The sequence below is a fragment of the Streptomyces sp. NPDC031340 genome (assembly GCF_055569945.1).
The window spans coordinates 186,126-209,675 of the sequence record NZ_JBVIIE010000004.1 but is presented as its reverse complement, the minus strand read 5'-3'; the positions used below and the strand labels follow the sequence as shown (position 1 = coordinate 209,675).

Here is a 23,550-nt window from a genome sequence, read left to right as displayed (position 1 = left end):
GAATGGTTCCGTGTGACACCCCACCACGCATTCTTGCTGCCGTTACCGATTCGTGTCACTCGCCTGTGGACAAGTGCTTTCGTTATGTCGGGTCTTACGACCTTTTGGGCGGCCCGAGGGTGGAATCGGCAACGGAACGACGACGACGACGGCGGACGGTGGCGGGGCGACGGGGGTGGGCCCGGTGTGCTCAGGACGGGTCGATCTCGCGCAGCAGGCCCGTCTTCACGTCGAAGACGAAGCCGCGCACGTCGCCGGTGTGCAGCAGGAACGGCGAGGTGCGCACGCGCTGCATGGACTGCCGCACGTCCTGGTCGACGTCCCGGAAGGCCTCGACGGCCCAGGCCGGACGCTGGCCGACCTCCATCTCCAGCTCGTGCCGGAACTCCTCGGTGAGGGACTCCAGGCCGCAGCCGGTGTGGTGGATGAGGACCACGCTGCGCGTGCCGAGCGCGCGCTGGCTGATGGTGAGGGAGCGGATCACGTCGTCGGTGACGACGCCGCCGGCGTTGCGGATCGTGTGACAGTCGCCCAGTTCCAGGCCGAGGGCGGCGTGCAGGTCGAGGCGGGCGTCCATACAGGCCACCACCGCGACCTGGAGGACCGGGCGGGCGTCCATCCCGGGGTCGGTGAAGGCGGAGGCGTACCGTCCGTTGGCCTCGACGAGGCGGTCGGTGACGGTGTCGCCCGCTATGGCGCTCTGGGGGTCTACGGGAACCGATGCAGAAGTCGTCATACCCATGACGGTACTGGTCACCCGACGTCCGGTCGCGGTGTGAGAGTGGGAAAAGAGCGTCATCACGCCCCCTTGTGAGGTACGCCACAGGGGTGGCGGCGGGGCGGCCGTGCGGGTGCTTTTCCCCGATTCGCCGCTTCGCGCGCACGCCGGACCACGACGCGCAGGCCGGTTGATTGACCGTGGGACCGGGTGGACTAAAGTGGCGCGAAAGCGGGAGGCGAGGCTCTCCCTGCTGGACTGGAATCCCCCGGAGACCCCGGCGAACATCCGGAGATCTCCCCACGTGCGCGGCGCGTACGTACGGCTCGGCCTCCTCCCGCTCTCCGGTCGGCTGACGCTTCCGGCGCCGGCGGGCCTCCCCTTCGCGGGGGGACTCCCGGCGTCAGCCGGGGAGGGCGTGGACCCGGCGGTGCGTGCGGCCCCGCCGGACCTGAGAGGGCCCCTTGAGCAGCCAAAGTCGACACGTCCCGGTGATGCTCCAGCGGTGCCTGGACCTGTTGGCCCCCGCCCTGGAGCGGCCGGGAGCGGTGGTCGTCGACTGCACGCTGGGCCTCGGCGGCCACAGTGAGGCGCTGCTGACCCGGTTCCCCGAGGCCCGGCTCGTCGGCCTCGACCGCGACAAGGAGGCGCTGCGGCTGTCCGGCGAGCGGCTGGCCCCGTTCGGCGAACGGGCCACCCTGGTGCACGCCGTGTACGACGAACTGCCCGAGGTGCTGCGCCGGCTCGGCATCCCGCGCGTGCAGGGCGTCCTGTTCGACCTCGGCGTCTCCTCCATGCAACTGGACGAGGCCGACCGCGGTTTCGCCTACGCCCAGGACGCCCCGCTCGACATGCGCATGGACCAGACGACCGGCATCAGCGCCGCCGAGGTCCTGAACACCTACCCGCCGGGCGAACTCGTGCGGATCCTGCGGGCCTACGGCGAGGAGAAGCAGGCCAAGCGGATCGTGTCCGCCGTCGTGCGCGAGCGGGAGAAGGAGCCGTTCACCACCAGCGCGCGGCTCGTGGAGGTCATCCGGGACGCGCTGCCGCAGGCCGCCAAGCGCACCGGCGGCAACCCGGCCAAGCGCACCTTCCAGGCCCTGCGCATCGAGGTCAACGGCGAACTCGCCGTCCTGGAGCGGGCGATCCCGGCCGCCGTGAAGGCGCTGGACGTCGGCGGACGGATCGCTGTGCTGTCGTACCACTCGCTCGAGGACCGGCTGGTCAAGCAGGTGTTCGCGGCCGGAGCCGCCTCCACCGCGCCGCCCGGGCTGCCGGTCGTCCCGGAGCGCTACCAGCCCCGTCTCGAACTGCTCACGCGCGGCGCCGAACTCCCCACCGAGGAGGAGGTCGCCGAGAACCGCAGGGCGGCCCCGGCCCGTCTGCGCGGAGCCGTGCGGGTCCGGGAGGACGCCGAATGAGCCGGGGGACGGGACACCCGAGGGATGAGTGCGGCGGGGAACCGGACTCACTGGAGGGCGCGTGAGCACGAAACCCGACCCGAGGAAACCCGAACCGAGGAAAGCCGAACCGAGGAAACCGGAACCGAGGAAACCGGAACCGAGGAAACCGGAACCGAGGAAGCCGGAACCGAGGAAACCGGAACCGAGGAAGCCGGAACCGAGGAAACCGGAACCGAGGAAGCCGGAACCGAGGAAGGCCGAACGCAAGGATCCGGATCGCGGTAAACCGGATCGCGACAACCCGGATCGGAAGCACCCGGATCGCAAGCACCCCGAAGCGAAGAAGGGTGAGCCGGCGACGCGAACACCCGAGCTGCGCGGCCGGGCGGCCCGGCTCGCGCGGCTCATCCCGGGCGCGAACGCGCGGGGGCAGGCCGCCCGCACCCCCTTCGTCCTGCTCGTCGTCGTCCTCCTCGGCGGCGGCCTGATCGGGCTGCTGATGCTGAACTCCGCGCTCAGCGAGGGCGCGTTCAAACTGGACGACCTGGAGAGGGACACCAAGAACCTCACCGACGAGCAGCAGGCGCTCCAGCGGGACATCGACTCCTACTCCGCCCCCGACGCCCTCCAGCGCCGGGCCCGCGAGCTCGGCATGGTCCCCGGCGGAGACCCTGCCTTTCTCGGCCCCGACGGCACCGTCAAGGGCGTCCCCTCCGCCGCCGCCCGGCAGTCCGCGGCCCGCGGTCCCGGCGTCGTGCTCCCGCCGGAGGCCGTCGCACCGGCACTCGTACCGGCCCCGCGCGACGTCCCCGCCGCCGCCCTCACCGCGGCCCTCACCGCGGCCTCCGTCCCGGCGGCCGCCCCCGCCCCGACCACGAGCCCCGGCAGGTGACGGAAGTGTCCGACAGGCAACCGCCGCGCCGCCGGGTCCCCGGCCCCGCCCGGCCCGAGCGCACCGCCCGGCCCGTCGTCGGCCAGCGCCGTCCGGGCCCCGGCGCCCGCCCGGCCCGCCGCCCGGCGCCGGGCCGGGCCACCGCCCCGCGCCCCCTGAAGCTGGGCAATCCCCGTCCTCGCCTGCGCATGGTCGGCGTCGGCCTGGCCCTGGTGCTGACCGCGTTCACCGTCCGGCTGCTGCAGGTGCAGGCCGTCGACGCGAGCACGTACGCCGCCAAGGCCGAGCAGAACCGGTACGTGGGCCACGTCCTCGCCGCCGCACGCGGCGGCATCACCGACCGCAACGGCGTCGCCCTCGCCACCAGCGTGGACGCGTACGACATCACCGCCGACCCCACGATGTTCACCCGCAAGCTGCTGAAGGTCGGCGACGGCCCCGAGCAGGCGGCCGCGCTCCTCGCGCCGATCCTCGGCCAGGACCAGGAGACGCTCGTCAGGAAGCTGCGGCCGAAGAACAAGAAGCTGCAGTACGTCCTGCTGGCGAGCCGGCAGACCCCGCAGGTGTGGACCCAGATCAAGGACCTGAAGTCGGCGCTCGCCGCGAAGTCGGGGACGGACTCCTCCACCGTCAACGTCCTCGCCGGAGTCTTCTCCGACCCCAGCAGCAAGCGCGTGTACCCCAACGGCGACCTCGCCGCCGGGATACTGGGCTGGGTCAACGCCGAGGGCAAGGGCGGCGGCGGCATCGAGCAGCAGCTCGACAAGACGCTCACCGGCAAGGACGGCAAGATCCGCTACGCCCAGTCCGGCGGCCGGCAGGTGCCCACCGCGGGCTCCACCGAGACGCCCGCCGTGCCCGGGGCCGACGTCGAGCTCACCATCGACCGCGACATCCAGTGGGCCGCCCAGAACGCCATCACCGAGCAGGTGAAGAAGTCCAAGGCCGACCGCGGCTACGTCATCGTCCAGGACACCCGCACCGGCGAGATCCTCGCCATGGCCGACTCGCCGGGGTTCGACCCCAACGACCTTACGAAGGCAGACTCCTCCGCCATGGGCAACGCGGCCCTGCAGGACGCCTACGAACCCGGCTCCACCGCCAAGGTGATGTCGATGGCCGCCGTGCTGGAGGAGAACGTGGCCACCCCGCTGACGCACGTCGTGGTGCCCAACCGGTTGCACCGCGGCGACCGCCTCTTCAAGGACGACATCGACCACAGGACGTGGAACCTGACGCTCAACGGCGTGCTCGCCAAGTCCAGCAACATCGGCACCATCCTGGCCACCGGCCAACTGGGCAAGACACAGCGGCAGGCCAACCAGGTTCTCTACTCGTACCTGCGCAAGTTCGGCCTCGGCAGCTACACCGGGCTGGGTTTCCCCGGCGAGACCAAGGGCATCCTCGCACCGCCGGACCAGTGGTCGACCTCGCAGCAGTACACGATTCCTTTCGGCCAGGGCGTGTCGATCAACGCGATGCAGGCGGCGTCCGTCTACTCGACCATCGCCAACGGCGGCGTACGCGTGGAACCCACCCTCGTGCGCGGCACGAAGGGAGCCGACGGACGCTTCGAGGCCACGCCGAAACCCAAGAAGACACGGGTCATCAGCGCGAAGACGGCCAAGACCCTCGCCCAGATGCTGGAGTCGGTGGTGGACGACCGGGAGGGCACCGGCACCAGGGCACGCATCCCCGGCTACCGCGTCGCGGGCAAGACCGGCACCGCCAACCGGGTGGATCCGGCCACCGGCAAGTACCGCGGCTACACCTCATCGTTCGCCGGATTCGCGCCCGCCGACAAGCCGCGCGTCACCGTCTACTGCGCCATCCAGAACGCCACCGAAGGAATCTACTTCGGCGGCCAGATCTGCGGACCCATCTACAAGCAGGTGATGGAGTTCGCGCTGAAGACCCTCCAGGTGCCGCCCACCGGGACCAAGCCCGCCAACCTTCCCGTCAGCTACACACCCTGATCAGCGCCGACCAGCCAGGACCCTCCGTGACCATGATCACTCCCGACCCCGGGAACCAGACGCCGCCCACGCCCTCGCTTCGCCCGCAGGCGGGTGAGCCCGGTACGCTCACCGCCGTGCCACACGCTGATCAGTCCCAAACCACCCAGAAGGGCGTATCCGTGACATATCCGGGTCCGCCCAGACCGGTGCGCGTCCCCGCCACACCCCTCGCGGAACTCGCCGGTCAGCTGGGTGCCGCCGTGCCGGAGACGACCGCGGAGGTCACGGGCATCACCCACGACTCACGAGCCGTGCGCCCGGGCGACCTCTACGCCGCGCTGCCCGGAGCCCGCCTGCACGGCGCCGACTTCGTGACCCAGGCGGCCGGTCTCGGAGCCGTCGCCGTGCTCACCGACCCGACCGGCGCCGAGCGCGCCGCCGCGACCGGCCTGCCGGTCCTGGTCGTCGACGACCCGCGGGGGCGGATGGGCGAACTGGCGGCCACCATCTACGGCCACCCGGGCCGCGACCTGCTCCAGATCGGCATCACCGGCACCTCCGGCAAGACCACCACCGCCTACCTCGTCGAAGGCGGCCTGCGGACCGCGCGGAAGACCGGCCTGATCGGCACGGTCGAGATGCGCGTCGGCGACGAGCGCATCAAGTCCGAGCGCACCACACCCGAGGCGACCGACCTGCAGGCGCTGTTCGCCGTCATGCGGGAACGCGGCGTGGAAGCCGTCGCCATGGAGGTCTCCAGCCACGCGCTGGTCCTCGGCCGGGTCGACGGCTGCGTCTTCGACATCGGGGTGTTCACCAACCTCAGCCCGGAGCACATGGAGTTCCACTCCGGCATGGAGGACTACTTCCAGGCCAAGGCGCGGCTGTTCACCCCCGAACGCAGCCGGCTCGGCGTCGTCAACACCGACGACGAGTACGGCCGCCGGCTGGCGAAGGAGGCCGGCGTCCCGGTCGTCACCTACTCCGCCGAGGGCCACCCCGACGCCGACTGGCGCGCCGAGGACGTCGAGATCGGGCAGCTCGACTCGACGTTCACCGTGGTCGGCCCGCAGGGCGAGCGCATCGGCGCCAGGTCGCCGCTGCCGGGCCCGTTCAACGTGGCCAACACCCTCGCCGCGATCGTCGCCCTCGCCGCGGCGGGCCTCGACCCGCAGGCCGCCGCCGACGGCATCGCCGCCGTGCCCGGGGTGCCGGGCCGCCTGGAGCGCGTGGACGCCGGGCAGCCCTACCTCGCGGTGGTCGACTACGCCCACAAGACGGACGCCGTCGAATCGGTGCTGCGCGCGCTGCGCAAGGTCACCGAGGGCCGGCTGCACGTCGTGCTCGGCTGCGGCGGCGACCGGGACAGGACGAAGCGGGCCCCGATGGGCGCCGCGGCGGCCCGGCTCGCCGACACCGCCGTACTGACCTCCGACAACCCCCGCTCCGAGGACCCCCTCGCGATCCTCGCGACCATGCTCGAGGGCGCGGCGTCCGTGCCGGCGCACGAACGCGGCGAGGTCCAGGTCTTCGAGGACCGGGCCGCCGCGATCGCCGCAGCCGTCGCCCGCGCCCGGCCGGGCGACACCGTGCTGGTCGCCGGAAAGGGCCACGAGCAGGGCCAGGACATCGCCGGGGTGGTCCGTCCCTTCGACGACCGCCAGGTGCTTCGCGAAGCTATCCAGAAGACCCAGGGATGAACTTGTGATCGCCCTCTCTCTCGCCGAGATCGCAGAAGTCGTCGGCGGGCAGACACACGACATACCGGACCCGTCCGTCCTGGTGACCGCCTCGGTCGTCCGGGACTCCCGGGAGGTGCAGCCCGGGAGCCTGTTCGTCGCCTTCGTCGGCGAGCGCGCGGACGGCCACGAATTCGCCCGGCAGGTGGTCGAGGCGGGCGCGGTGGCCGTGCTGGGGTCGCGCCCCGTCGGCGTCCCCGCGATCGTCGTCGACGACGTCCAGGCGGCCCTCGGCGCCCTCGCGCGGCACGTCGTACGACGTCTCGGCGCGACCCTCGTGGCCCTCACCGGCTCGGCCGGCAAGACCAGCACCAAGGACCTGATCGCCCAGGTGCTGCGGCGCAAGGCGCCGACGGTGTTCACCCCGGGCTCGCTCAACAACGAGATCGGGCTGCCGCTCACCGCCCTCAGCGCCACCGAGGAGACGAAGTTCCTGGTGCTGGAGATGGGCGCCCGCGGCATCGGCCACATCCGGTACCTGACCGGCCTGACGCCCCCGAGGATCGGCCTGGTGCTCAACGTCGGCACCGCCCACATCGGCGAGTTCGGCGGCCGCGAGCAGATCGCCCAGGCCAAGGGCGAACTCGTCGAGAGCCTGCCCCCGGCGGACGAGGGCGGCACCGCGATCCTCAACGCCGACGACCCCCTGGTGCGCGCCATGGCGTCCCGAACCGCGGCGAAGGTGCTCTTCTTCGGAGAATCCGACGAAGCGGACGTACGCGCCGAGAACGTGCGACTCACGGACAGCGGACAGCCCGCCTTCAGGCTTCGCACACCCTCCGGTGCAAGCGATGTGACCATGCGCCTGTACGGTGAGCATCACGTGTCGAACGCGCTCGCCGCGGCCGCCGTCGCCCATGAGCTGGGCATGTCCGCGGAAGAGATCGCCACCGCGCTCTCCGAGGCGGGCTCCCTCTCCCGCTGGCGGATGGAGGTCACCGAGCGCCCGGACGGCGTGACCGTCGTCAACGACGCCTACAACGCCAACCCGGAGTCCATGCGGGCCGCGCTGCGCGCGCTGGCCGCCATGGGCCGGGGACGGCGGACCTGGGCGGTGCTCGGCAAGATGGCCGAGCTCGGGGACGAGGCGCTCGCCGAGCACGACGCGGTCGGACGGCTCGCCGTCCGGCTCAACGTCAGCAAGCTCGTCGCGGTCGGGGGCAGGGAAGCGTCCTGGCTGCAACTGGGCGCATATAACGAGGGTTCGTGGGGTGAGGAGTCGGTGCACGTGTCCGACGCACAGGCGGCGGTCGACCTGTTGCGCAGCGAGTTGCGCCCGGGGGACGTCGTACTCGTGAAGGCGTCCCGTTCGGTCGGTCTGGAGAGCGTCGCCCAGGCGCTGCTCGCGACCGGTACCGAGGGTGAGGTCGCGGCCCGATGATGAAGCAGATCCTGTTCGCGGGTGTCATCGGCCTCTTCCTCACCCTGATCGGCACCCCGCTGCTGATCAAGCTGCTGGCCCGCAAGGGCTACGGCCAGTACATCCGCGACGACGGCCCGCGCGAGCACGCCAGCAAGCGCGGTACGCCGACGATGGGCGGCATCGCCTTCATCCTGGCGACGATCGCCGCGTACTTCCTGAGCAAGGTCATCACCGGCTACCCCCCGACCTACTCCGGACTGCTGGTCCTGGGACTGATGTTCGGCATGGGACTGGTCGGCTTCCTCGACGACTACATCAAGATCGTCAAGCGGCGTTCGCTCGGTCTGCGGGCCAAGGCGAAGATGGCCGGCCAGCTGATCGTCGGCATCGCCTTCGCGGTGCTGTCGCTGATGTTCGCCGACTCGCGCGGCAACACCCCGGCGTCCACCAAGCTGTCGTTCATCACCGACTTCGGCTGGTCGATCGGCCCGGTGCTGTTCGTCGTCTGGGCGCTGTTCATGATCCTGGCGATGTCCAACGGCGTGAACCTCACCGACGGTCTGGACGGCCTGGCCACCGGCGCCTCCGTGCTGGTCTTCGGCGCCTACACGTTCATCGGCGTCTGGCAGTTCCAGGAGTCCTGCGCCAACGCCACCACGCTCACCAACCCGGGCGCCTGCTACGAGGTGCGCGACCCGCTGGACCTGGCCGTCGTCGCCTCCGCGCTGATGGGCGCCTGCCTGGGCTTCCTGTGGTGGAACACCTCGCCCGCCAAGATCTTCATGGGCGACACCGGCTCGCTCGCCCTCGGCGGCGTCCTCACCGGCCTGGCCATCCTCTCCCGCACGGAGCTGCTGGTGGCCATCATGGGCGGCCTGTTCGTCCTCATCACCATGTCGGTGGTCATCCAGGTCGGCTCCTTCCGGCTCACCGGCAAGCGCGTCTTCCGGATGGCCCCGCTCCAGCACCACTTCGAACTCAAGGGCTGGTCCGAAGTCCTCGTTGTGGTCCGTTTCTGGATCATCCAGGGCATCTGCGTCATCGTCGGACTGGGCCTCTTCTACGCGGGATGGGCAGCGGACAAGTGACCGACTGGCAGGGCAAGCACGTCACCGTCGCCGGGCTCGGCGTCTCCGGCATCCCGGCGGCCAAGGCGCTGCACGGGCTCGGTGCGAAGGTCACCGTCGTCAACGACGGCGACGACGCACGCGCGCGCGAGCAGGCGGCGGAGCTGGAGGCGCTTGGCGTCACCGTCCGCCTCGGTGACGGCGCCACCCTGCCCGACGGCACGCAGCTCGTCGTCACCGCGCCCGGCTGGAAGCCGGACAAGCCGCTGTTCGCCGCGGCCCGCGCGGCCGGCGTCGAGATCTGGGGCGACGTCGAGCTGGCCTGGCGGCTGCGCGGGCCGGACGCCGCCCCCTGGCTCGCCGTCACCGGCACCAACGGCAAGACGACGACGGTCCAGATGCTGGCGTCGATCCTGAAGGCGGCCGGGCTGCGCACCGCGGCCGTCGGCAACATCGGCGTCTCGCTGCTCGACGCGGTGCTCGGCGACGAGCCGTACGACGTGCTGGCCGTGGAGCTGTCGAGCTACCAGCTCCACTGGGCGCCCTCGCTGCGCGCCCACTCCGCCGCCGTGCTCAACCTCGCGCCCGACCACCTCGACTGGCACGGCTCCATGGAGGCGTACGCCGCCGACAAGGGCCGTATCTACGAGGGCAATCGGGTCGCCTGCGTCTACAACGTCGCCGACAAGGCCACCGAGGACCTGGTGCGCGCGGCGGACGTCGAGGAGGGCTGCCGGGCGATCGGCTTCACGCTGGGCGCCCCCGGGCCGTCCCAACTCGGCGTCGTGGACGGCATCCTGGTCGACCGCGCCTTCGTCGAGAACCGGCACAAGAACGCCCAGGAGCTCGCCGAGGTCTCCGACGTCCGCCCGCCGGCCCCGCACAACATCGCCAACGCCCTTGCGGCGGCCGCCCTGGCGCGCGCCTTCGGCGTCCCCGCCAAGGCGGTACGGGACGGCCTGAGGGCCTTCACACCGGACGCCCACCGCATCGCGCACGTGGCCGACGTGGACGGGGTCGCCTACGTCGACGACTCCAAGGCCACCAACACCCACGCGGCGGAAGCCTCGTTGGCGGCCTACGAGTCCATCGTCTGGATCGCGGGCGGACTCGCCAAGGGCGCCACCTTCGACGAACTCGTCGCCAAGTCGGCAAAGCGACTTCGCGGCGTGGTGCTCATCGGCGCGGACCGCGCGCTGATCCGCGACGCCCTGGCGCGACACGCCCCCGAAGTACCCGTGGTCGACCTCGACCGGACCGACACTGGGGCGATGCTCCAGGCTGTCCAGGAGGCCGGTCGGCTCGCCGTCCGGGGCGACACGGTCCTGCTGGCCCCCGCCTGCGCCTCCATGGACATGTTCGCCAACTACAACAAGCGCGGTGACGCGTTCGCGGAGGCGGTTCGCGAACTCGGCGCGGGCACCTGACGATCGGCCTCGGCCACGGCGGGCGCCTCGGGACCCTTGGAGGGACGCGTGACTCGGATGTGGCCCGGGTGTGGCCGGCGGTCGGCCGCCGGCGGTGCGGGGCGGCGACCGGCCGCCGTGGTGCCGGAGGACGGCTTCGCGGGGACCCGTGCGCCACGGTTCCCCGGCGGCCGCCCGGGAGCGCGCCGTGCCCGGTAGCCGCACCGGCGGACGCCCGCCGGTCCAGCGGGCCGTCCGGCGTCCCGCCCCCGCCCGGCCGTCCCGCGACAACCCCGTGCGCCGCCTGTACGCCAGGGCCCGGCGCGCCTGGGACCGGCCGCTGACCGCCTACTACCTGATCCTCGGCGGCAGCATGCTGATCACGGTGCTGGGGCTGGTGATGGTCTACTCGGCGTCCCAGGTCACCGCGTTGCAGATGTCCCTGCCGGGCTCGTACTTCTTCCGCAAGCAGCTCCTCGCCGCCGCCATCGGCGGAGTGCTGCTGCTGGCCGCCTCCCGCATGCCGGTCAAGCTGCACCGGGCGCTGGCCTACCCGATCCTCGCCGGGGCGGTGTTCCTGATGGCCCTGGTGCAGGTCCCGGGGATAGGGATGTCGGTCAACGGCAACCAGAACTGGATCGCCGTCGGCGGTCCCTTCCAGCTCCAGCCCAGCGAGTTCGGCAAGCTCGCCCTGGTGCTGTGGGGCGCCGACCTGCTCGCCCGCAAGCAGGACCGGAAGCTGCTGACGCAGTGGAAGCACATGCTGGTGCCGATGGTGCCGGTCGCCTTCCTGCTGCTGGGGCTGATCATGCTCGGCGGCGACATGGGCACGGCGATCATCCTGACGGCGATCCTGTTCGGCCTGCTGTGGCTGGCCGGTGCGCCGACCCGGCTGTTCGTCGGGGTGCTGTCGGTCGCGGCCACCATCGGGGTGGTCCTCATCAGGACCAGCCCCAACCGCATGGCCCGCCTGTCCTGCATCGGCGCCACCGAACCGCAGTCCGGACCGGTCGACTGCTGGCAGGCCGTGCACGGCATCTACGCCCTCGCCTCCGGCGGGATCTTCGGATCAGGGCTCGGCGCGAGTGTGGAAAAATGGGGCCAACTCCCGGAAGCGCACACGGACTTCATCTTCGCCGTCACCGGTGAGGAACTGGGCCTCGCGGGGACGCTGTCGGTGCTGGCCCTCTTCGCGGCTCTAGGCTATGCGGGTATCCGCGTGGCCGGACGCACGGAGGACCCCTTCGTCAGGTATGCCGCGGGAGGCGTGACCACCTGGATCATCGCGCAGGCGGTGATCAACATCGGTGCGGTGCTCGGCCTGCTGCCGATCGCCGGCGTCCCCCTCCCGCTGTTCTCCTACGGGGGATCCGCCCTGCTGCCGACCATGTTCGCCATCGGGCTGCTGATCGCGTTCGCGCGTGACGAGCCCGCTGCGCGGGCGGCGCTTTCGATGCGGCAACCTCGCTTTGGTAGAAAGCGGGCGGGAGGCGCCGTGCCGGCACGGGGGCCTCGGAGATGGAACACGATGCGACGGCGCGCCTCGGCGGCGCGCACGTCCGGAGAGCGGTGAATTTCGGTGCATGTCGTACTCGCCGGTGGGGGGACCGCCGGCCACATCGAGCCCGCGCTCGCCCTCGCGGACGCCCTGCGCAGGCAGGACCCGACCGTGGGGATCACGGCCCTGGGCACCGAGCGCGGCCTGGAGACCACGCTCGTTCCGCAGCGGGGCTACGAGCTCGCGCTGATCCCCGCCGTACCGCTGCCCCGTAAGCCGACGCCCGAGCTGATCACCGTCCCGGGCCGGCTGCGCGGCACGATCAAGGCGACCGAGCAGATCCTGGAGCGCACCAAGGCGGACGTCGTCGTCGGCTTCGGCGGGTACGTCGCGCTGCCGGGCTACCTGGCGGCCAAGCGCCTCGGCGTGCCGATCGTGATCCACGAGGCCAACGCCCGCCCGGGCCTGGCCAACAAGATCGGCTCGCGCTACGCGGCCCAGGTCGCCGTCGCCACCCCCGACAGCAAGCTGCGCAACGCGCGCTACATCGGCATCCCGCTGCGCCACTCCATCGCCACCCTCGACCGGGCCGCGGCCCGCCCCGAGGCCCGCGCGCTGTTCGGTCTCGACCCCAACCTGCCCACGCTGCTGGTCTCCGGCGGCTCGCAGGGCGCCCGCCGCCTGAACGAGGTCGTCCAGCAGGTCGCTCCGTGGCTCCAGCAGGCCGGCATCCAGATCCTGCACGCGGTGGGCCCGAAGAACGAACTGCCGCAGGTGCAGCAGATGCCGGGAATGCCTCCGTACATCCCGGTAAGTTACCTGGACCGGATGGACCTCGCGTACGCCGCGGCCGACATGATGCTCTGCCGCGCGGGCGCGATGACCGTCGCCGAGCTCTCCGCCGTCGGACTCCCGGCCGCCTACGTCCCGCTGCCCATCGGCAACGGCGAACAGCGGCTGAACGCCCAGCCGGTGGTCAAGGCCGGCGGCGGCGTCCTGGTCGACGACGCGGAACTGACGCCCGACTGGGTGCGGGAGAACGTCCTGCCCGTGCTCGCCGACCCGCACCGGCTGTACGAGATGTCCCGTGCCGCCGCCGAGTTCGGCCGCCGGGACGCCGACGACCTGCTCGTCGGCATGGTGTACGAGGCGATCGCCGCGCACCCGCGCCGGTGACGCATCGGCGAGCGAGCCGGAGGGGCGCGGGCTGAGGCGCCCCGGTGGTCCTCCCCGGGCCGAAGGCGGCCGGGGGAGGACCGAGCCAGGGGAAGGGAGTGTGCGTGGCCGGATCGACCACCGCCGAACGCGGTGAACGCCAGCAGGAGTCGTCCGCTGCGCTCCTCGTCCGGCGGCTCGGGCCCCGCAGGCCCCCCGTGCTCGCCGTCGCCGCTGTCGCGGTCGTCGTCCTCGGCGCCGCCACGCTCTGGCTGCTGTACGGCTCGCCCTGGCTGCGCGTGCGGCAGGTCTCGGTCTCCGGGACGGCGGTGCTGACGCCCGCTCAGGTGCGCGCGGCGGCCGACGTCCCGGCCGGGGCGCCGCTGATCTCCGTGGACACCGGAGACGTCGAGGCGCGGCTGCGCCGGAAACTGCCGCGCGTCGGCACGGTCGAGGTGGTCCGCTCCTGGCCGGACGAAATCGGGCTGAAAGTAATCGAGCGCACCCCGGTGCTGATTGTCGAAAAGGGCGGAAAGTTCGTCGAAGTGGACGAGGAAGGAGTCCGTTTCGCCACGGTCTCCCGGGCCCCGAAAGGCGTTCCCGCGCTCGAATTGCACCTCTCCCGCCCGGGTTCGGCGGCCGCGAGCCTGCGGCGCTTCGACGGAAATCGGCTGGTGCGGGAGGCGGTCCGGGTCGCGGACGCCCTGCCGGCCGCCGTCGCGCACGGCACCCGCACGGTCAAGGTGCGTTCCTACGACGACATCTCGCTGGAGTTGGGGGACGGCCGCACCGTCGCCTGGGGAAGCGGCGAGAGGGGCGCCGCGAAGGCCCGCACGCTGGTCGCCCTGATGAAAGCGGCCCCGGACGCACGGCACTTCGACGTCAGCGTTCCCAGCGCCCCCGCGTCATCGGGGAGTTGACGCACATCCGAGCAGGCCAGCACCCTGGTTGGGCAGCGCTATGCCTGATCACATAGGGTGAAAAGAAAAACGGGAGGTTCGGCGTGTTCGTTGAACGCGCGCCACTTGTCGACTTAGTGTCCTGTTCGGAAGACTCCAGCGAACAGTCACACTGGTAACCCTAAACTTCAACGTTAGGGTTCGGGTCGGCGAAACGGACCGTCCCATTCGGCATCAGTCGTCGGATCGCGAGGCGTAGCTGCGCCTCGGTGATCCGCCGACACGTAACTCGAGGCGAGAGGCCTTCGACGTGGCAGCACCGCAGAACTACCTCGCAGTCATCAAAGTCATCGGTGTCGGCGGCGGTGGTGTCAATGCCATCAACCGGATGATCGAGGTCGGTCTCAAGGGCGTCGAGTTCATCGCCATCAACACCGACGCACAGGCGCTGTTGATGAGCGACGCCGACGTCAAACTCGACGTCGGCCGCGAACTCACCCGCGGACTCGGCGCCGGAGCCAACCCGGCCGTCGGCCGCAAGGCAGCCGAGGACCACCGCGAGGAGATCGAGGAGGTCCTCAAGGGGGCCGACATGGTCTTCGTGACGGCCGGTGAAGGCGGCGGCACCGGCACCGGCGGCGCGCCCGTCGTGGCCAACATCGCCCGCTCCCTGGGCGCCCTGACCATCGGCGTGGTCACGCGCCCGTTCACCTTCGAGGGGCGCCGCCGCGCCAACCAGGCCGAGGACGGCATCGCGGAACTCCGCGAAGAGGTCGACACGCTCATCGTCATCCCCAACGACCGGCTGCTGTCCATCTCGGACCGCCAGGTCAGCGTGCTCGACGCGTTCAAGTCCGCCGACCAGGTGCTGCTCTCCGGTGTGCAGGGCATCACCGACCTGATCACCACCCCCGGTCTGATCAACCTCGACTTCGCCGACGTCAAGTCGGTCATGTCGGAGGCCGGATCGGCCCTGATGGGCATCGGCTCGGCCCGCGGCGACGACCGCGCGGTGGCCGCCGCCGAGATGGCGATCTCCTCCCCGCTCCTGGAGGCGTCCATCGACGGCGCCCGGGGCGTGCTGCTGTCCATCTCGGGCGGCTCCGACCTCGGCCTGTTCGAGATCAACGAGGCCGCCCAGCTGGTGAGCGAGGCCGCCCACCCCGAGGCGAACATCATCTTCGGCGCGGTCATCGACGACGCCCTCGGCGACGAGGTCCGGGTCACCGTGATCGCGGCCGGATTCGACGGGGGCCAGCCGCCGGCCCGCCGGGACACCGTCCTCGGCTCGTCCTCGGCCCCGGCCCGCCGCGAGGAGCCGGCCCCGGTACGGCAGCCCGAGAGCAGGCCGTCCTTCGGCTCGCTCGGCAGCGTCACGCCGAAGGAGGAGCCGGAGCCGGCTCCCGAGCCGGTCGCCCCGCCCGTTCCCCCGTCGCGGTCCTACTCGGACAGCGCGGCAGAGGAACTGGACGTACCGGACTTCCTCAAGTGATCCTTCAGACGTGACCACACAGCGCGACATCGTGAACGGCGCGCACTTCGCCTTCACCGACCGGTGGGGCGGAGTGAGCGCCGTTCCGTACGAGGAGCTCAATCTCGGCGGAGCGGTCGGCGACGACCCCGGGGCCGTGCGGACCAACCGGGAACTGGCCGCCGCGTCGCTCGGCCTCGATCCGGCCCGGGTGGTCTGGATGAACCAGGTGCACGGGGCGGACGTGGCGGTGGTCGACGGACCGTGGGGCGAGCGGCCCGTGCCGGAGGTCGACGCGATCGTCACCGCCCGCCGCGGACTCGCCCTCGCCGTCCTCACCGCCGACTGCACGCCGGTGCTGCTCGCCGACCCGGTCGCCGGCGTCGCCGCCGCCGTCCACGCGGGCCGGCCCGGCCTGGTCGCCGGGGTCGTCCCGGCCGCCGTACGGGCCATGACCGAGCTGGGCGCCGAGCCGTCCCGGATCGTCGCCCGCACCGGACCGGCCGTCTGCGGGCGGTGCTACGAGGTGCCGGAGGCGATGCGCGCCGACGTGGCCGCCGTCGAGCCGGCGGCGTACGCCGAGACGAGCTGGGGCACGCCGGCGGTCGACGTGACCGCCGGGGTGCACGCGCAGCTCGACCGGCTCGGGGTGTGCGACCGGGAGCAGTCGCCGGTGTGCACGCTGGAGTCGAAGGATCACTTCTCGTACCGCCGCGAGCGCGCCACGGGGCGACTCGCGGGATATGTCTGGCTGGACTGATGGGGCATGACGGACCGTAAGGACGAACTCGCCGCGAACCTGGCGAGGGTGGAACAGCGCATCGCCGACGCCTGCGCGGCCGCGGGCCGCGGGCGTGACGAGGTGACCCTGATCGTGGTCACCAAGACCTATCCGGCGACCGATGTGAGGATTCTGTCGGAACTCGGTGTGCGGAACGTGGCCGAGAACCGGGACCAGGACGCGGCGCCGAAGGCGGCCGCCTGCTCGGACCTGCCCCTGATCTGGCACTTCGTGGGTCAGTTGCAGACCAACAAGGTGCGTTCCGTGGTCGGTTATGCCGATGTGGTGCAGTCCGTCGATCGTTCCCGGCTGGTGACGGCCCTGTCGAAGGAGGCCGTGCGGGCCGGGCGCGAGGTCGGGTGCCTCATCCAGGTCGCCCTCGACGCGGGGGCGAGCGGGCGGGGGGAGCGCGGGGGCGTGGCGCCCGGCGGAATCGAAGAGTTGGCCGACCTGGTCGCCGGCTCTCCGGGGCTGCGGCTCGACGGACTGATGACCGTCGCTCCGCTCACCGGCGAGTACGCGGGGCGTCAACGGGCGTCCTTCGAGCGGTTGATGGATTTGTCGACCGACCTGCGCCGAAGCCATCCGGCTGCGAACATGGTCTCCGCAGGGATGAGTGCGGACCTCGAACACGCGGTGGCCGCCGGAGCGACACATGTGCGCATCGGCACTGCGGTACTCGGAGTCCGCTCCGGGCTCGGGTAACGTCGCCAGGAAGTCGGACCACAGCAGAAAATATGGTCAATACCGCCGAAAGGCGGGTGCAAAGACCTCGTGGATCGCGGGCACTTGGCGGTCGTCAGTCGATCCACCACAGAGCGGAGGACTCAGAGCATGGCCGGCGCGATGCGCAAGATGGCGGTCTACCTCGGCCTCGTGGAGGACGATGGGTACGACGGCCGGGGATTCGACCCCGATGACGATTTCGAGCCCGAACTCGACCCCGAGCCCGAACGGGAGCACCGGCGGCACGAGCCGTCCCTCCCGTCACACGGCGCACACCAGTCCCAGAGGGACGAAGAAGTGCGTGTCGTGCAGCCGCCGGCACCGCGTGAACCGGTCGCTCGGTCCGCTTCGCTGTCCGCGGAATCCGGCCGCCCGGCGCGTATCGCGCCCGTGGCGTCCATCACACAAGAACGCGCAAGCCTGGAGAAGAACGCACCGGTGATCATGCCCAAGGTCGTGTCGGAACGAGAGCCTTACCGGATCACCACGCTGCACCCGCGGACCTACAACGAGGCCCGTACCATCGGGGAACACTTCCGTGAGGGCACCCCGGTGATCATGAATCTGACTGAGATGGACGACACAGACGCGAAGCGACTTGTCGACTTTGCGGCCGGTTTGGTGTTTGGTCTTCACGGCAGCATCGAGCGGGTGACGCAGAAGGTGTTCCTGTTGTCGCCTGCTAACGTCGATGTCACGGCGGAGGACAAGGCCCGCATCGCAGAGGGCGGGTTCTTCAACCAGAGCTGAGACGCACCACCGGAGACAGCAGTACACGAGCAGTACCGAGCAGCACGGAAAAAGGGGAGAGGGAAGCACCGAACATGGGCGTGTTCCTGGATGTCGTCTACATCGCGCTGATGTGCTTCCTCATCGTGCTCATCTTCCGGTTGGTCATGGACTATGTCTTCCAGTTCGCCCGCTCGTGGCAACCCGGCAAGGCGATGGTGGTCGTTCTGGAGGCCACCTACACTGTCACTGATCCACCGCTCAAGCTTCTGCGGCGGGTGATCCCGCCGTTGCGTCTCGGGGGCGTGGCGCTCGACCTGTCCTTCTTCGTACTGATGATCATCGTCTACATCCTGATCTCGATCGTGATCCGGCTGTGAGTGATGTGACCTACCGTCTTGCCGACTGCCGACGACTACGTTGAGGTGAAGAGATGCCGTTGACCCCCGAGGACGTGCGGAACAAGCAGTTCACGACCGTCCGCCTCCGAGAAGGCTATGACGAGGACGAGGTCGATGCCTTCCTCGACGAGGTCGAAGCCGAACTGACCCGTCTGCTCCGTGAGAACGAGGACCTGCGCGCCAAACTGGCCGCGGCGACGCGCGCCGCTGCCCAGAACCAGCAGAACATGCGCAAGCCCCCGGAGGGTCCCGGCGGTCCGCAGGATCAGCAGCAGGGTATGCCCCAGCAACAGGGCATGCCTCAGCAGGGCGGCATGCCCCAGCAGGGCGGCATGCCTCAGCAGGGCATGCGAGGACCCGGCGCTCCGGTGCCCGCCGGGATATCGGGCCCGCCGCAGCAGCAGATGGGTGGCCCCATGGGTGGCCCGCCCCAGCTGCCGAGCGGTGCACCGCAGCTGCCCCCCGGTCCCGGCGGTCAGGGCGGTCCGCAGGGTCCCGGCCCGATGGGTCAGGGTCCGGGCATGGGTCAGGGTCCGGGCATGGGCCAGGGTCCGGGCATGGGCCAGGGTCCGGGCATGGGGCAGGGTCCGGGCATGGGCCAGGGTCCGATGCAGTCCCCCATGCAGCAGCAGATGGGCGGCCCGATGGGCGGTCCCATGGGCGGTCCGATGGGCGGCCACGGACAGGGCCCCGGTGGCGACAGCGCCGCCCGTGTCCTCTCGCTGGCCCAGCAGACCGCCGACCAGGCGATCGCCGAGGCCCGCAGCGAGGCCAACAAGATCGTCGGCGAGGCCCGCAGCCGCGCCGAGGGTCTCGAGCGTGACGCCCGCGCCAAGGCCGACGCGCTGGAGCGGGACGCACAGGAGAAGCACCGCGTCGCGATGGGCTCCCTGGAGTCCGCCCGCGCCACGCTGGAGCGCAAGGTCGAGGACCTGCGCGGCTTCGAGCGCGAGTACCGCACGCGTCTGAAGTCGTACCTGGAGTCGCAGCTGCGCCAGCTGGAGACCCAGGCCGACGACTCCCTCGCCCCGCCGCGTACTCCGGCCGCGGCCTCCCTGCCGCCGTCCCCGGCGCCCTCCATGGCTCCGGCCGGCGCGAGTGCCCCGTCGTACGGCGGCGGCAACCCGGGGATGGGCGGTGCGCCGAGCCCGGCCGCTCCGTCCTACGGCGGTCAGCAGCAGATGTCCCCGGCGATGACCCAGCCGATGGCGCCGGTCCGCCCGCAGGGCCCGTCGCCGATGGGGCAGGCCCCCTCGCCGATGCGCGGCTTCCTCATCGACGAGGACGACAACTGACGGCCGCGTAGTACGCCGCAGGCGTCGGCAGCGTTCCACAGGGCGGGGCCCCGGATCTGATCCGGGGCCCCGCCCTGTTACGCGTGTTGATCCCGGTTCCGGCCGGCGGGAGCCGGGGCCCGGGTGGCTGTGTCCCCAGGCCCGTGTTCCGGGCGCCCGTGCCCCGGGAGGTCCCTCGCACTACGGGCGCCGGTGCCCTGGGGTGCTTCCTCGCACTCCGGGCGCCCGCACTTCCGGCGCCTGTGCTTCGAGCGCTCGTGTTCCGGGTGCTCGTGTGCCGACGGCCCGGCTCCCGTGGGGGAGGCCGGGCCGTCGGGCGCCGTGCGGTTACGCCTTGCGCAGGCGGAAGGTGAGGGACAGGCCCTCGTCGGTGAACGGGTCGCCGTAGGAGCCGTCCGCCTCGCCCTGGGCGAAGTCCGTGGCCAGGACCTCGTCGGCGATCAGAGCCGCGTGCTCGGACAGGGCCGCGATCACCGCGGGGTCCGTGGACGTCCAGCGCAGGGCGATGCGGTCGGCCACGTCCAGGCCGCTGTTCTTGCGGGCCTCCTGGATGAGGCGGATCGCGTCCCGGGCGAGACCCGCCCGGCGCAGCTCCTCCGTGATCTCCAGGTCCAGGGCGACCGTGGCGCCCGCGTCGGAGGCCACCGACCAGCCCTCGCGCGGGGTCTCGGTGATGATGACCTCGTCGGGGGCGAGGGCGACGGTCTCGCCGTCGACCTCCACCGCGGCCGTGCCCTCGCGCAGGGCGAGAGACAGCGCGGCGGCGTCGGCGTTCGCGATGGCCTTCGCCACGTCCTGCACCCGCTTGCCGAACCGCTTGCCCAGGGCACGGAAGTTGGCCTTGGCGGTGGTGTCCACCAGGGAGCCGCCGACCTCGGACAGTGTCGCGAGGGAGCTGACGTTCAGCTCCTCGGTGATCTGTGCGTGCAGCTCGGGGTGGAGGGCCTCGAAGCCCGCGGCCGCCACCAGTGCGCGGGACAGCGGCTGGCGGGTCTTGACGCCCGACTCCGCGCGCGTGGCGCGGCCCAGTTCGACGAGACGGCGGACCAGGACCATCTGCTTCGACAGCTCCGGGTCGATGGCCGACAGGTCGGCCTCCGGCCAGGACGCCAGGTGGACGGACTCCGGGGCGCCGGGCGTGACCGGCACCACCAGGTCCTGCCACACCCGCTCGGTGATGAACGGGGTCAGCGGGGCCATCAGCCGGGTGACCGTCTCGACGACCTCGTGCAGGGTGCGCAGCGCGGCCTTGTCGCCCTGCCAGAAGCGGCGGCGGGAGCGGCGCACGTACCAGTTCGACAGGTCGTCGACGAAGGCCGACAGCAGCTTGCCGGCCCGCTGGGTGTCGTACGCCTCCAGGGACTGGGTCACCTGGTCGGCCAGCGCGTGCAGTTCGGACAGCAGCCAGCGGTCCAGCAGGGGGCGGTCGGCGGGGGCCGGGTCCGCCTCCGACGGCGCCCAGTCGGAGGTGCGGGCGTACAGGGCCTGGAAGGCGACCGTGTTCCAGTAGGTGAGGAGGGTCTTGCGGACCACCTCCTGGATGGTGCCGTGGCCCACGCGGCGGGCCGCCCACGGGGAGCCGCCGGCCGCCATGAACCAGCGGACCGCGTCGGCGCCGTGCCGGTCCATCAGCGGGATCGGCTGCAGGATGTTGCCCAGGTGCTTGGACATCTTGCGGCCGTCCTCGGCGAGGATGTGGCCCAGGCACACGACGTTCTCGTACGACGACTTGTCGAAGACCAGCGTGCCGACCGCCATCAGCGTGTAGAACCAGCCGCGGGTCTGGTCGATGGCCTCGGAGATGAACTGCGCCGGGTAGCGGCTCTCGAACAGTTCCTTGTTCTTGTACGGGTAGCCCCACTGCGCGAACGGCATCGAGCCCGAGTCGTACCAGGCGTCGATGACCTCCGGCACGCGCGTGGCCGTCCTGCCGCAGGCGTCCTTCGGGCAGGCGAAGGTGACGTCGTCGATGAACGGGCGGTGCGGGTCGAGTCCCGACTGATCGTTGCCGGTCAGCTCGGTGAGTTCCGCGCGGGAGCCGACGCAGGTGAGGTGGTCGTCCTCGCACCGCCAGATCGGCAGCGGGGTGCCCCAGTAGCGGTTGCGGGACAGCGCCCAGTCGATGTTGTTGTTCAGCCAGTCGCCGTACCGGCCGTGCTTGACCGTCTCCGGGAACCAGTTGGTGTTCTCGTTCTCCTGCAGCAGGCGGTCCTTGATGGCCGTCGTGCGGATGTACCAGGACGGCTGCGCGTAGTAGAGGAGCGCGGTGTGGCAGCGCCAGCAGTGCGGGTAGCTGTGCTCGTACGGGATGTGCTTGAACAGCAGGCCGCGGCTCGCCAGGTCCGCCGTGAGCTTCTCGTCGGCCTTCTTGAAGAAGATGCCGCCTACAAGAGGGACGCTCTCCTCGAAGGTGCCGTCCGGGCGGACCGGGTTCACCACGGGCAGGCCGTAGGCGCGGCAGACCTTGAGGTCGTCCTCACCGAAGGCGGGGGACTGGTGGACCAGACCCGTACCGTCCTCGGTCGTGACGTACTCGGCGTTGACCACGTAGTGGGCCGGTTCGGTGAACTCCACGAGCTCGAACGGACGCCGGTACGTCCAGCGCTCCATCTCGGCGCCCGTGAAGGTCTGCCCGGTGCTCTCCCAGCCCTCGCCGAGCGCCTTGCCGAGCAGCGGCTCGGCGACCACGAGCTTCTCCTCGCCGTCGGTCGCGACGACGTAGGTGACCTCCGGGTGCGCGGCGACCGCGGTGTTGGACACCAGGGTCCAGGGGGTGGTCGTCCAGACGAGCAGCGCGGCCTCGCCGGCGAGCGGGCCGGAGGTGAGCGGGAAGCGGACGTACACGGACGGGTCCACGACCGTCTCGTAGCCCTGCGCCAGCTCATGGTCGGACAGGCCGGTGCCGCAGCGCGGGCACCAGGGGGCGACGCGATGGTCCTGGACCAGCAGCCCCTTGCCGAAGATCTCCTTCAGCGACCACCAGACGGAGTCGATGTACTCCGGGTCCATGGTGCGGTAGGCGTCGTCGAGGTCGACCCAGTAGCCCATGCGGGTCGTCAGCTCGGTGAAGGCGTCGGTGTGCCGGGTCACCGACTCACGGCACTTCTCGTTGAACTCGGCGATCCCGTACGCCTCGATGTCCGGCTTGCCGGAGAAGCCCAGCTCCTTCTCGACCGCCAGCTCCACCGGCAGGCCGTGGCAGTCCCAGCCGGCCTTGCGGGCCACGTGGTAGCCGCGCATGGTGCGGAAGCGGGGGAAGACGTCCTTGAAGACGCGCGCCTCGATGTGGTGGGCGCCCGGCATGCCGTTCGCGGTGGGCGGGCCCTCGTAGAACACCCACTCGGGGCGGCCCTCGGACTGCTCCAGGGTCTTGGCGAAGATCTTCTGCTCGCGCCAGAATTCGAGCACCGCGTGCTCGAGCGCGGGCAGGTCGACCTGGGCGGGCACCTGGCGGTACGTCGGCGTTGTCATCAGCGAGCTTCCTCCGGCGGACTTGCTGCCTTCCGTCCGGAGGGACGAGAGCGACGACTGCGCGTACGTCCTGCCGCACGCCGTCCACGCCGGTCTCGGCGCGCTCCCGCGGTACCACCCTCCTTGGCCCCCGGCGCGTTCCGCACGCCGATGAGCCCCCTCATTGGGGTCGCGATGCCGGTTCTACTGGCCCGTGGGGCGTTCTTCCGGCGGCTCCGGGGTGATCTTCGCGTCGCGCTCGCCCCCGGGCTCCCACCGTCCCCGGGTCGCTCTGGGCTGCGTACGCCGCTACTCGTCCCCATCCACGCTTTTCGCTGGGCCCAGTGTACGGCGCTGCGGGGACAGCGGCCGACCGGTTTTCCGGCACCGGACGCGGGGCGCGCGACGGGGGCGGGGGCGACCCGAACGGGGGCTCGCGGGCCCGTCCGCGATCCGGGACCCGAGTCTCGGCGGATTACCCGGCGGGGAGCTGGGCACAACGGATGCAGGCTCGCAGCGCGGGTGTGCGAGCCGGGCGAATCGGGCGGTGTGCCCCGTTGCCGCGGGACGCAAGTCGATTTATCGTCCCAGCACGA

The 23,550-nt window shown here is 71.2% G+C and carries 18 protein-coding genes; 16 read left to right on the top strand and 2 right to left on the bottom strand.

Annotated elements, in window-relative coordinates; all coding sequences use genetic code 11:
• Positions 1 to 190: 190 nt before the first annotated feature.
• Entirely contained in the window at positions 191 to 736 is a 546-nt protein-coding gene (locus ACZ5GT_RS04590) for a beta-class carbonic anhydrase (RefSeq protein ID WP_469014087.1), read from the bottom strand.
• Between the two features lie 446 nt (positions 737 to 1,182).
• Between ACZ5GT_RS04590 and rsmH the strand changes: the two genes are divergently transcribed.
• From rsmH to ACZ5GT_RS04510, 16 genes are all read left to right on the top strand, one after another.
• Entirely contained in the window at positions 1,183 to 2,142 is a 960-nt protein-coding gene (gene rsmH, locus ACZ5GT_RS04585; RefSeq protein WP_469014084.1) for a 16S rRNA (cytosine(1402)-N(4))-methyltransferase RsmH, read from the top strand.
• Between the two features lie 61 nt (positions 2,143 to 2,203).
• Positions 2,204 to 3,016 (top strand): cell division protein FtsL, encoded by an 813-nt coding sequence (gene ftsL, locus ACZ5GT_RS04580; RefSeq protein WP_469014082.1) that lies wholly within the window; start codon positions 2,204 to 2,206, stop codon positions 3,014 to 3,016.
• Positions 3,017 to 3,021: 5 nt separating this feature from the next.
• Complete coding sequence (locus ACZ5GT_RS04575) at positions 3,022 to 4,992, top strand: peptidoglycan D,D-transpeptidase FtsI family protein (protein WP_469014079.1); 1,971 nt, start codon at positions 3,022 to 3,024, stop codon at positions 4,990 to 4,992.
• A 161-nt stretch (positions 4,993 to 5,153) separates the two neighbouring features.
• Positions 5,154 to 6,674 (top strand): UDP-N-acetylmuramoyl-L-alanyl-D-glutamate--2,6-diaminopimelate ligase, encoded by a 1,521-nt coding sequence (locus ACZ5GT_RS04570; protein ID WP_469014075.1) that lies wholly within the window; start codon positions 5,154 to 5,156, stop codon positions 6,672 to 6,674.
• A 4-nt stretch (positions 6,675 to 6,678) separates the two neighbouring features.
• Positions 6,679 to 8,094, top strand: a complete 1,416-nt coding sequence (locus tag ACZ5GT_RS04565) for a UDP-N-acetylmuramoyl-tripeptide--D-alanyl-D-alanine ligase (protein WP_469014072.1) — start codon at positions 6,679 to 6,681, stop codon at positions 8,092 to 8,094.
• Complete coding sequence (gene mraY, locus ACZ5GT_RS04560) at positions 8,094 to 9,164, top strand: phospho-N-acetylmuramoyl-pentapeptide-transferase (protein WP_324783879.1); 1,071 nt, start codon at positions 8,094 to 8,096, stop codon at positions 9,162 to 9,164. Before ACZ5GT_RS04565 ends, mraY begins: the two co-directional genes overlap by 1 nt.
• Positions 9,146 to 10,570 (top strand): UDP-N-acetylmuramoyl-L-alanine--D-glutamate ligase, encoded by a 1,425-nt coding sequence (murD, locus tag ACZ5GT_RS04555; protein ID WP_469014069.1) that lies wholly within the window; start codon positions 9,146 to 9,148, stop codon positions 10,568 to 10,570. The genes mraY and murD overlap by 19 nt, the downstream gene beginning before the upstream one ends.
• A gap of 187 nt (positions 10,571 to 10,757) precedes the next feature.
• Complete coding sequence (ftsW, locus tag ACZ5GT_RS04550) at positions 10,758 to 12,122, top strand: putative lipid II flippase FtsW (RefSeq protein ID WP_469014068.1); 1,365 nt, start codon at positions 10,758 to 10,760, stop codon at positions 12,120 to 12,122.
• Positions 12,123 to 12,128: 6 nt separating this feature from the next.
• Positions 12,129 to 13,223: an undecaprenyldiphospho-muramoylpentapeptide beta-N-acetylglucosaminyltransferase gene (gene murG, locus ACZ5GT_RS04545; RefSeq protein WP_469014066.1), complete on the top strand. Its 1,095-nt coding sequence runs from the start codon at positions 12,129 to 12,131 to the stop codon at positions 13,221 to 13,223.
• Positions 13,224 to 13,327: 104 nt separating this feature from the next.
• Positions 13,328 to 14,122 (top strand): cell division protein FtsQ/DivIB, encoded by a 795-nt coding sequence (locus tag ACZ5GT_RS04540; RefSeq protein ID WP_469014063.1) that lies wholly within the window; start codon positions 13,328 to 13,330, stop codon positions 14,120 to 14,122.
• 289 nt (positions 14,123 to 14,411) lie between these two features.
• Entirely contained in the window at positions 14,412 to 15,593 is a 1,182-nt protein-coding gene (gene ftsZ / locus ACZ5GT_RS04535; RefSeq protein ID WP_469014061.1) for a cell division protein FtsZ, read from the top strand.
• 10 nt (positions 15,594 to 15,603) lie between these two features.
• Entirely contained in the window at positions 15,604 to 16,332 is a 729-nt protein-coding gene (pgeF, locus tag ACZ5GT_RS04530) for a peptidoglycan editing factor PgeF (protein WP_469014059.1), read from the top strand.
• 6 nt (positions 16,333 to 16,338) lie between these two features.
• A complete protein-coding gene (locus tag ACZ5GT_RS04525) occupies positions 16,339 to 17,058 on the top strand; it encodes a YggS family pyridoxal phosphate-dependent enzyme (protein ID WP_469014056.1) in 720 nt (239 codons plus the stop codon).
• 129 nt (positions 17,059 to 17,187) lie between these two features.
• Positions 17,188 to 17,829, top strand: coding sequence for a cell division protein SepF (locus ACZ5GT_RS04520; protein ID WP_398275920.1), 642 nt, complete (start codon positions 17,188 to 17,190; stop codon positions 17,827 to 17,829).
• Positions 17,830 to 17,903: 74 nt separating this feature from the next.
• A complete protein-coding gene (locus ACZ5GT_RS04515) occupies positions 17,904 to 18,188 on the top strand; it encodes a YggT family protein (RefSeq protein WP_469014054.1) in 285 nt (94 codons plus the stop codon).
• Positions 18,189 to 18,241: 53 nt separating this feature from the next.
• A complete protein-coding gene (locus ACZ5GT_RS04510; protein WP_469014053.1) occupies positions 18,242 to 19,504 on the top strand; it encodes a DivIVA domain-containing protein in 1,263 nt (420 codons plus the stop codon).
• Positions 19,505 to 19,831: 327 nt separating this feature from the next.
• Here the strand turns inward: ACZ5GT_RS04510 and ileS are convergent, their stop codons facing one another.
• On the bottom strand, positions 19,832 to 22,975 hold the full coding sequence (ileS, locus tag ACZ5GT_RS04505; RefSeq protein ID WP_469014049.1) for an isoleucine--tRNA ligase: 3,144 nt from the start codon (positions 22,973 to 22,975) through the stop codon (positions 19,832 to 19,834).
• Positions 22,976 to 23,550 lie beyond the last annotated feature (575 nt).

Bases quoted from the DNA above. Each gene is read 5' to 3' on its own strand.
- murD (WP_469014069.1), top strand. From the start codon at position 9,146: ATGGGCAGCGGACAAGTGACCGACTGGCAGGGCAAGCACGTCACCGTC.
- ACZ5GT_RS04520 (WP_398275920.1), top strand. From the start codon at position 17,188: ATGGCCGGCGCGATGCGCAAGATGGCGGTCTACCTCGGCCTCGTGGAG.
- ACZ5GT_RS04590 (WP_469014087.1), bottom strand. From the start codon at position 736: ATGACGACTTCTGCATCGGTTCCCGTAGACCCCCAGAGCGCCATAGCG.
- ACZ5GT_RS04510 (WP_469014053.1), top strand. From the start codon at position 18,242: ATGCCGTTGACCCCCGAGGACGTGCGGAACAAGCAGTTCACGACCGTC.
- mraY (WP_324783879.1), top strand. From the start codon at position 8,094: ATGAAGCAGATCCTGTTCGCGGGTGTCATCGGCCTCTTCCTCACCCTG.
- ileS (WP_469014049.1), bottom strand. From the start codon at position 22,975: ATGACAACGCCGACGTACCGCCAGGTGCCCGCCCAGGTCGACCTGCCC.
- ACZ5GT_RS04515 (WP_469014054.1), top strand. From the start codon at position 17,904: ATGGGCGTGTTCCTGGATGTCGTCTACATCGCGCTGATGTGCTTCCTC.
- ACZ5GT_RS04525 (WP_469014056.1), top strand. From the start codon at position 16,339: ATGACGGACCGTAAGGACGAACTCGCCGCGAACCTGGCGAGGGTGGAA.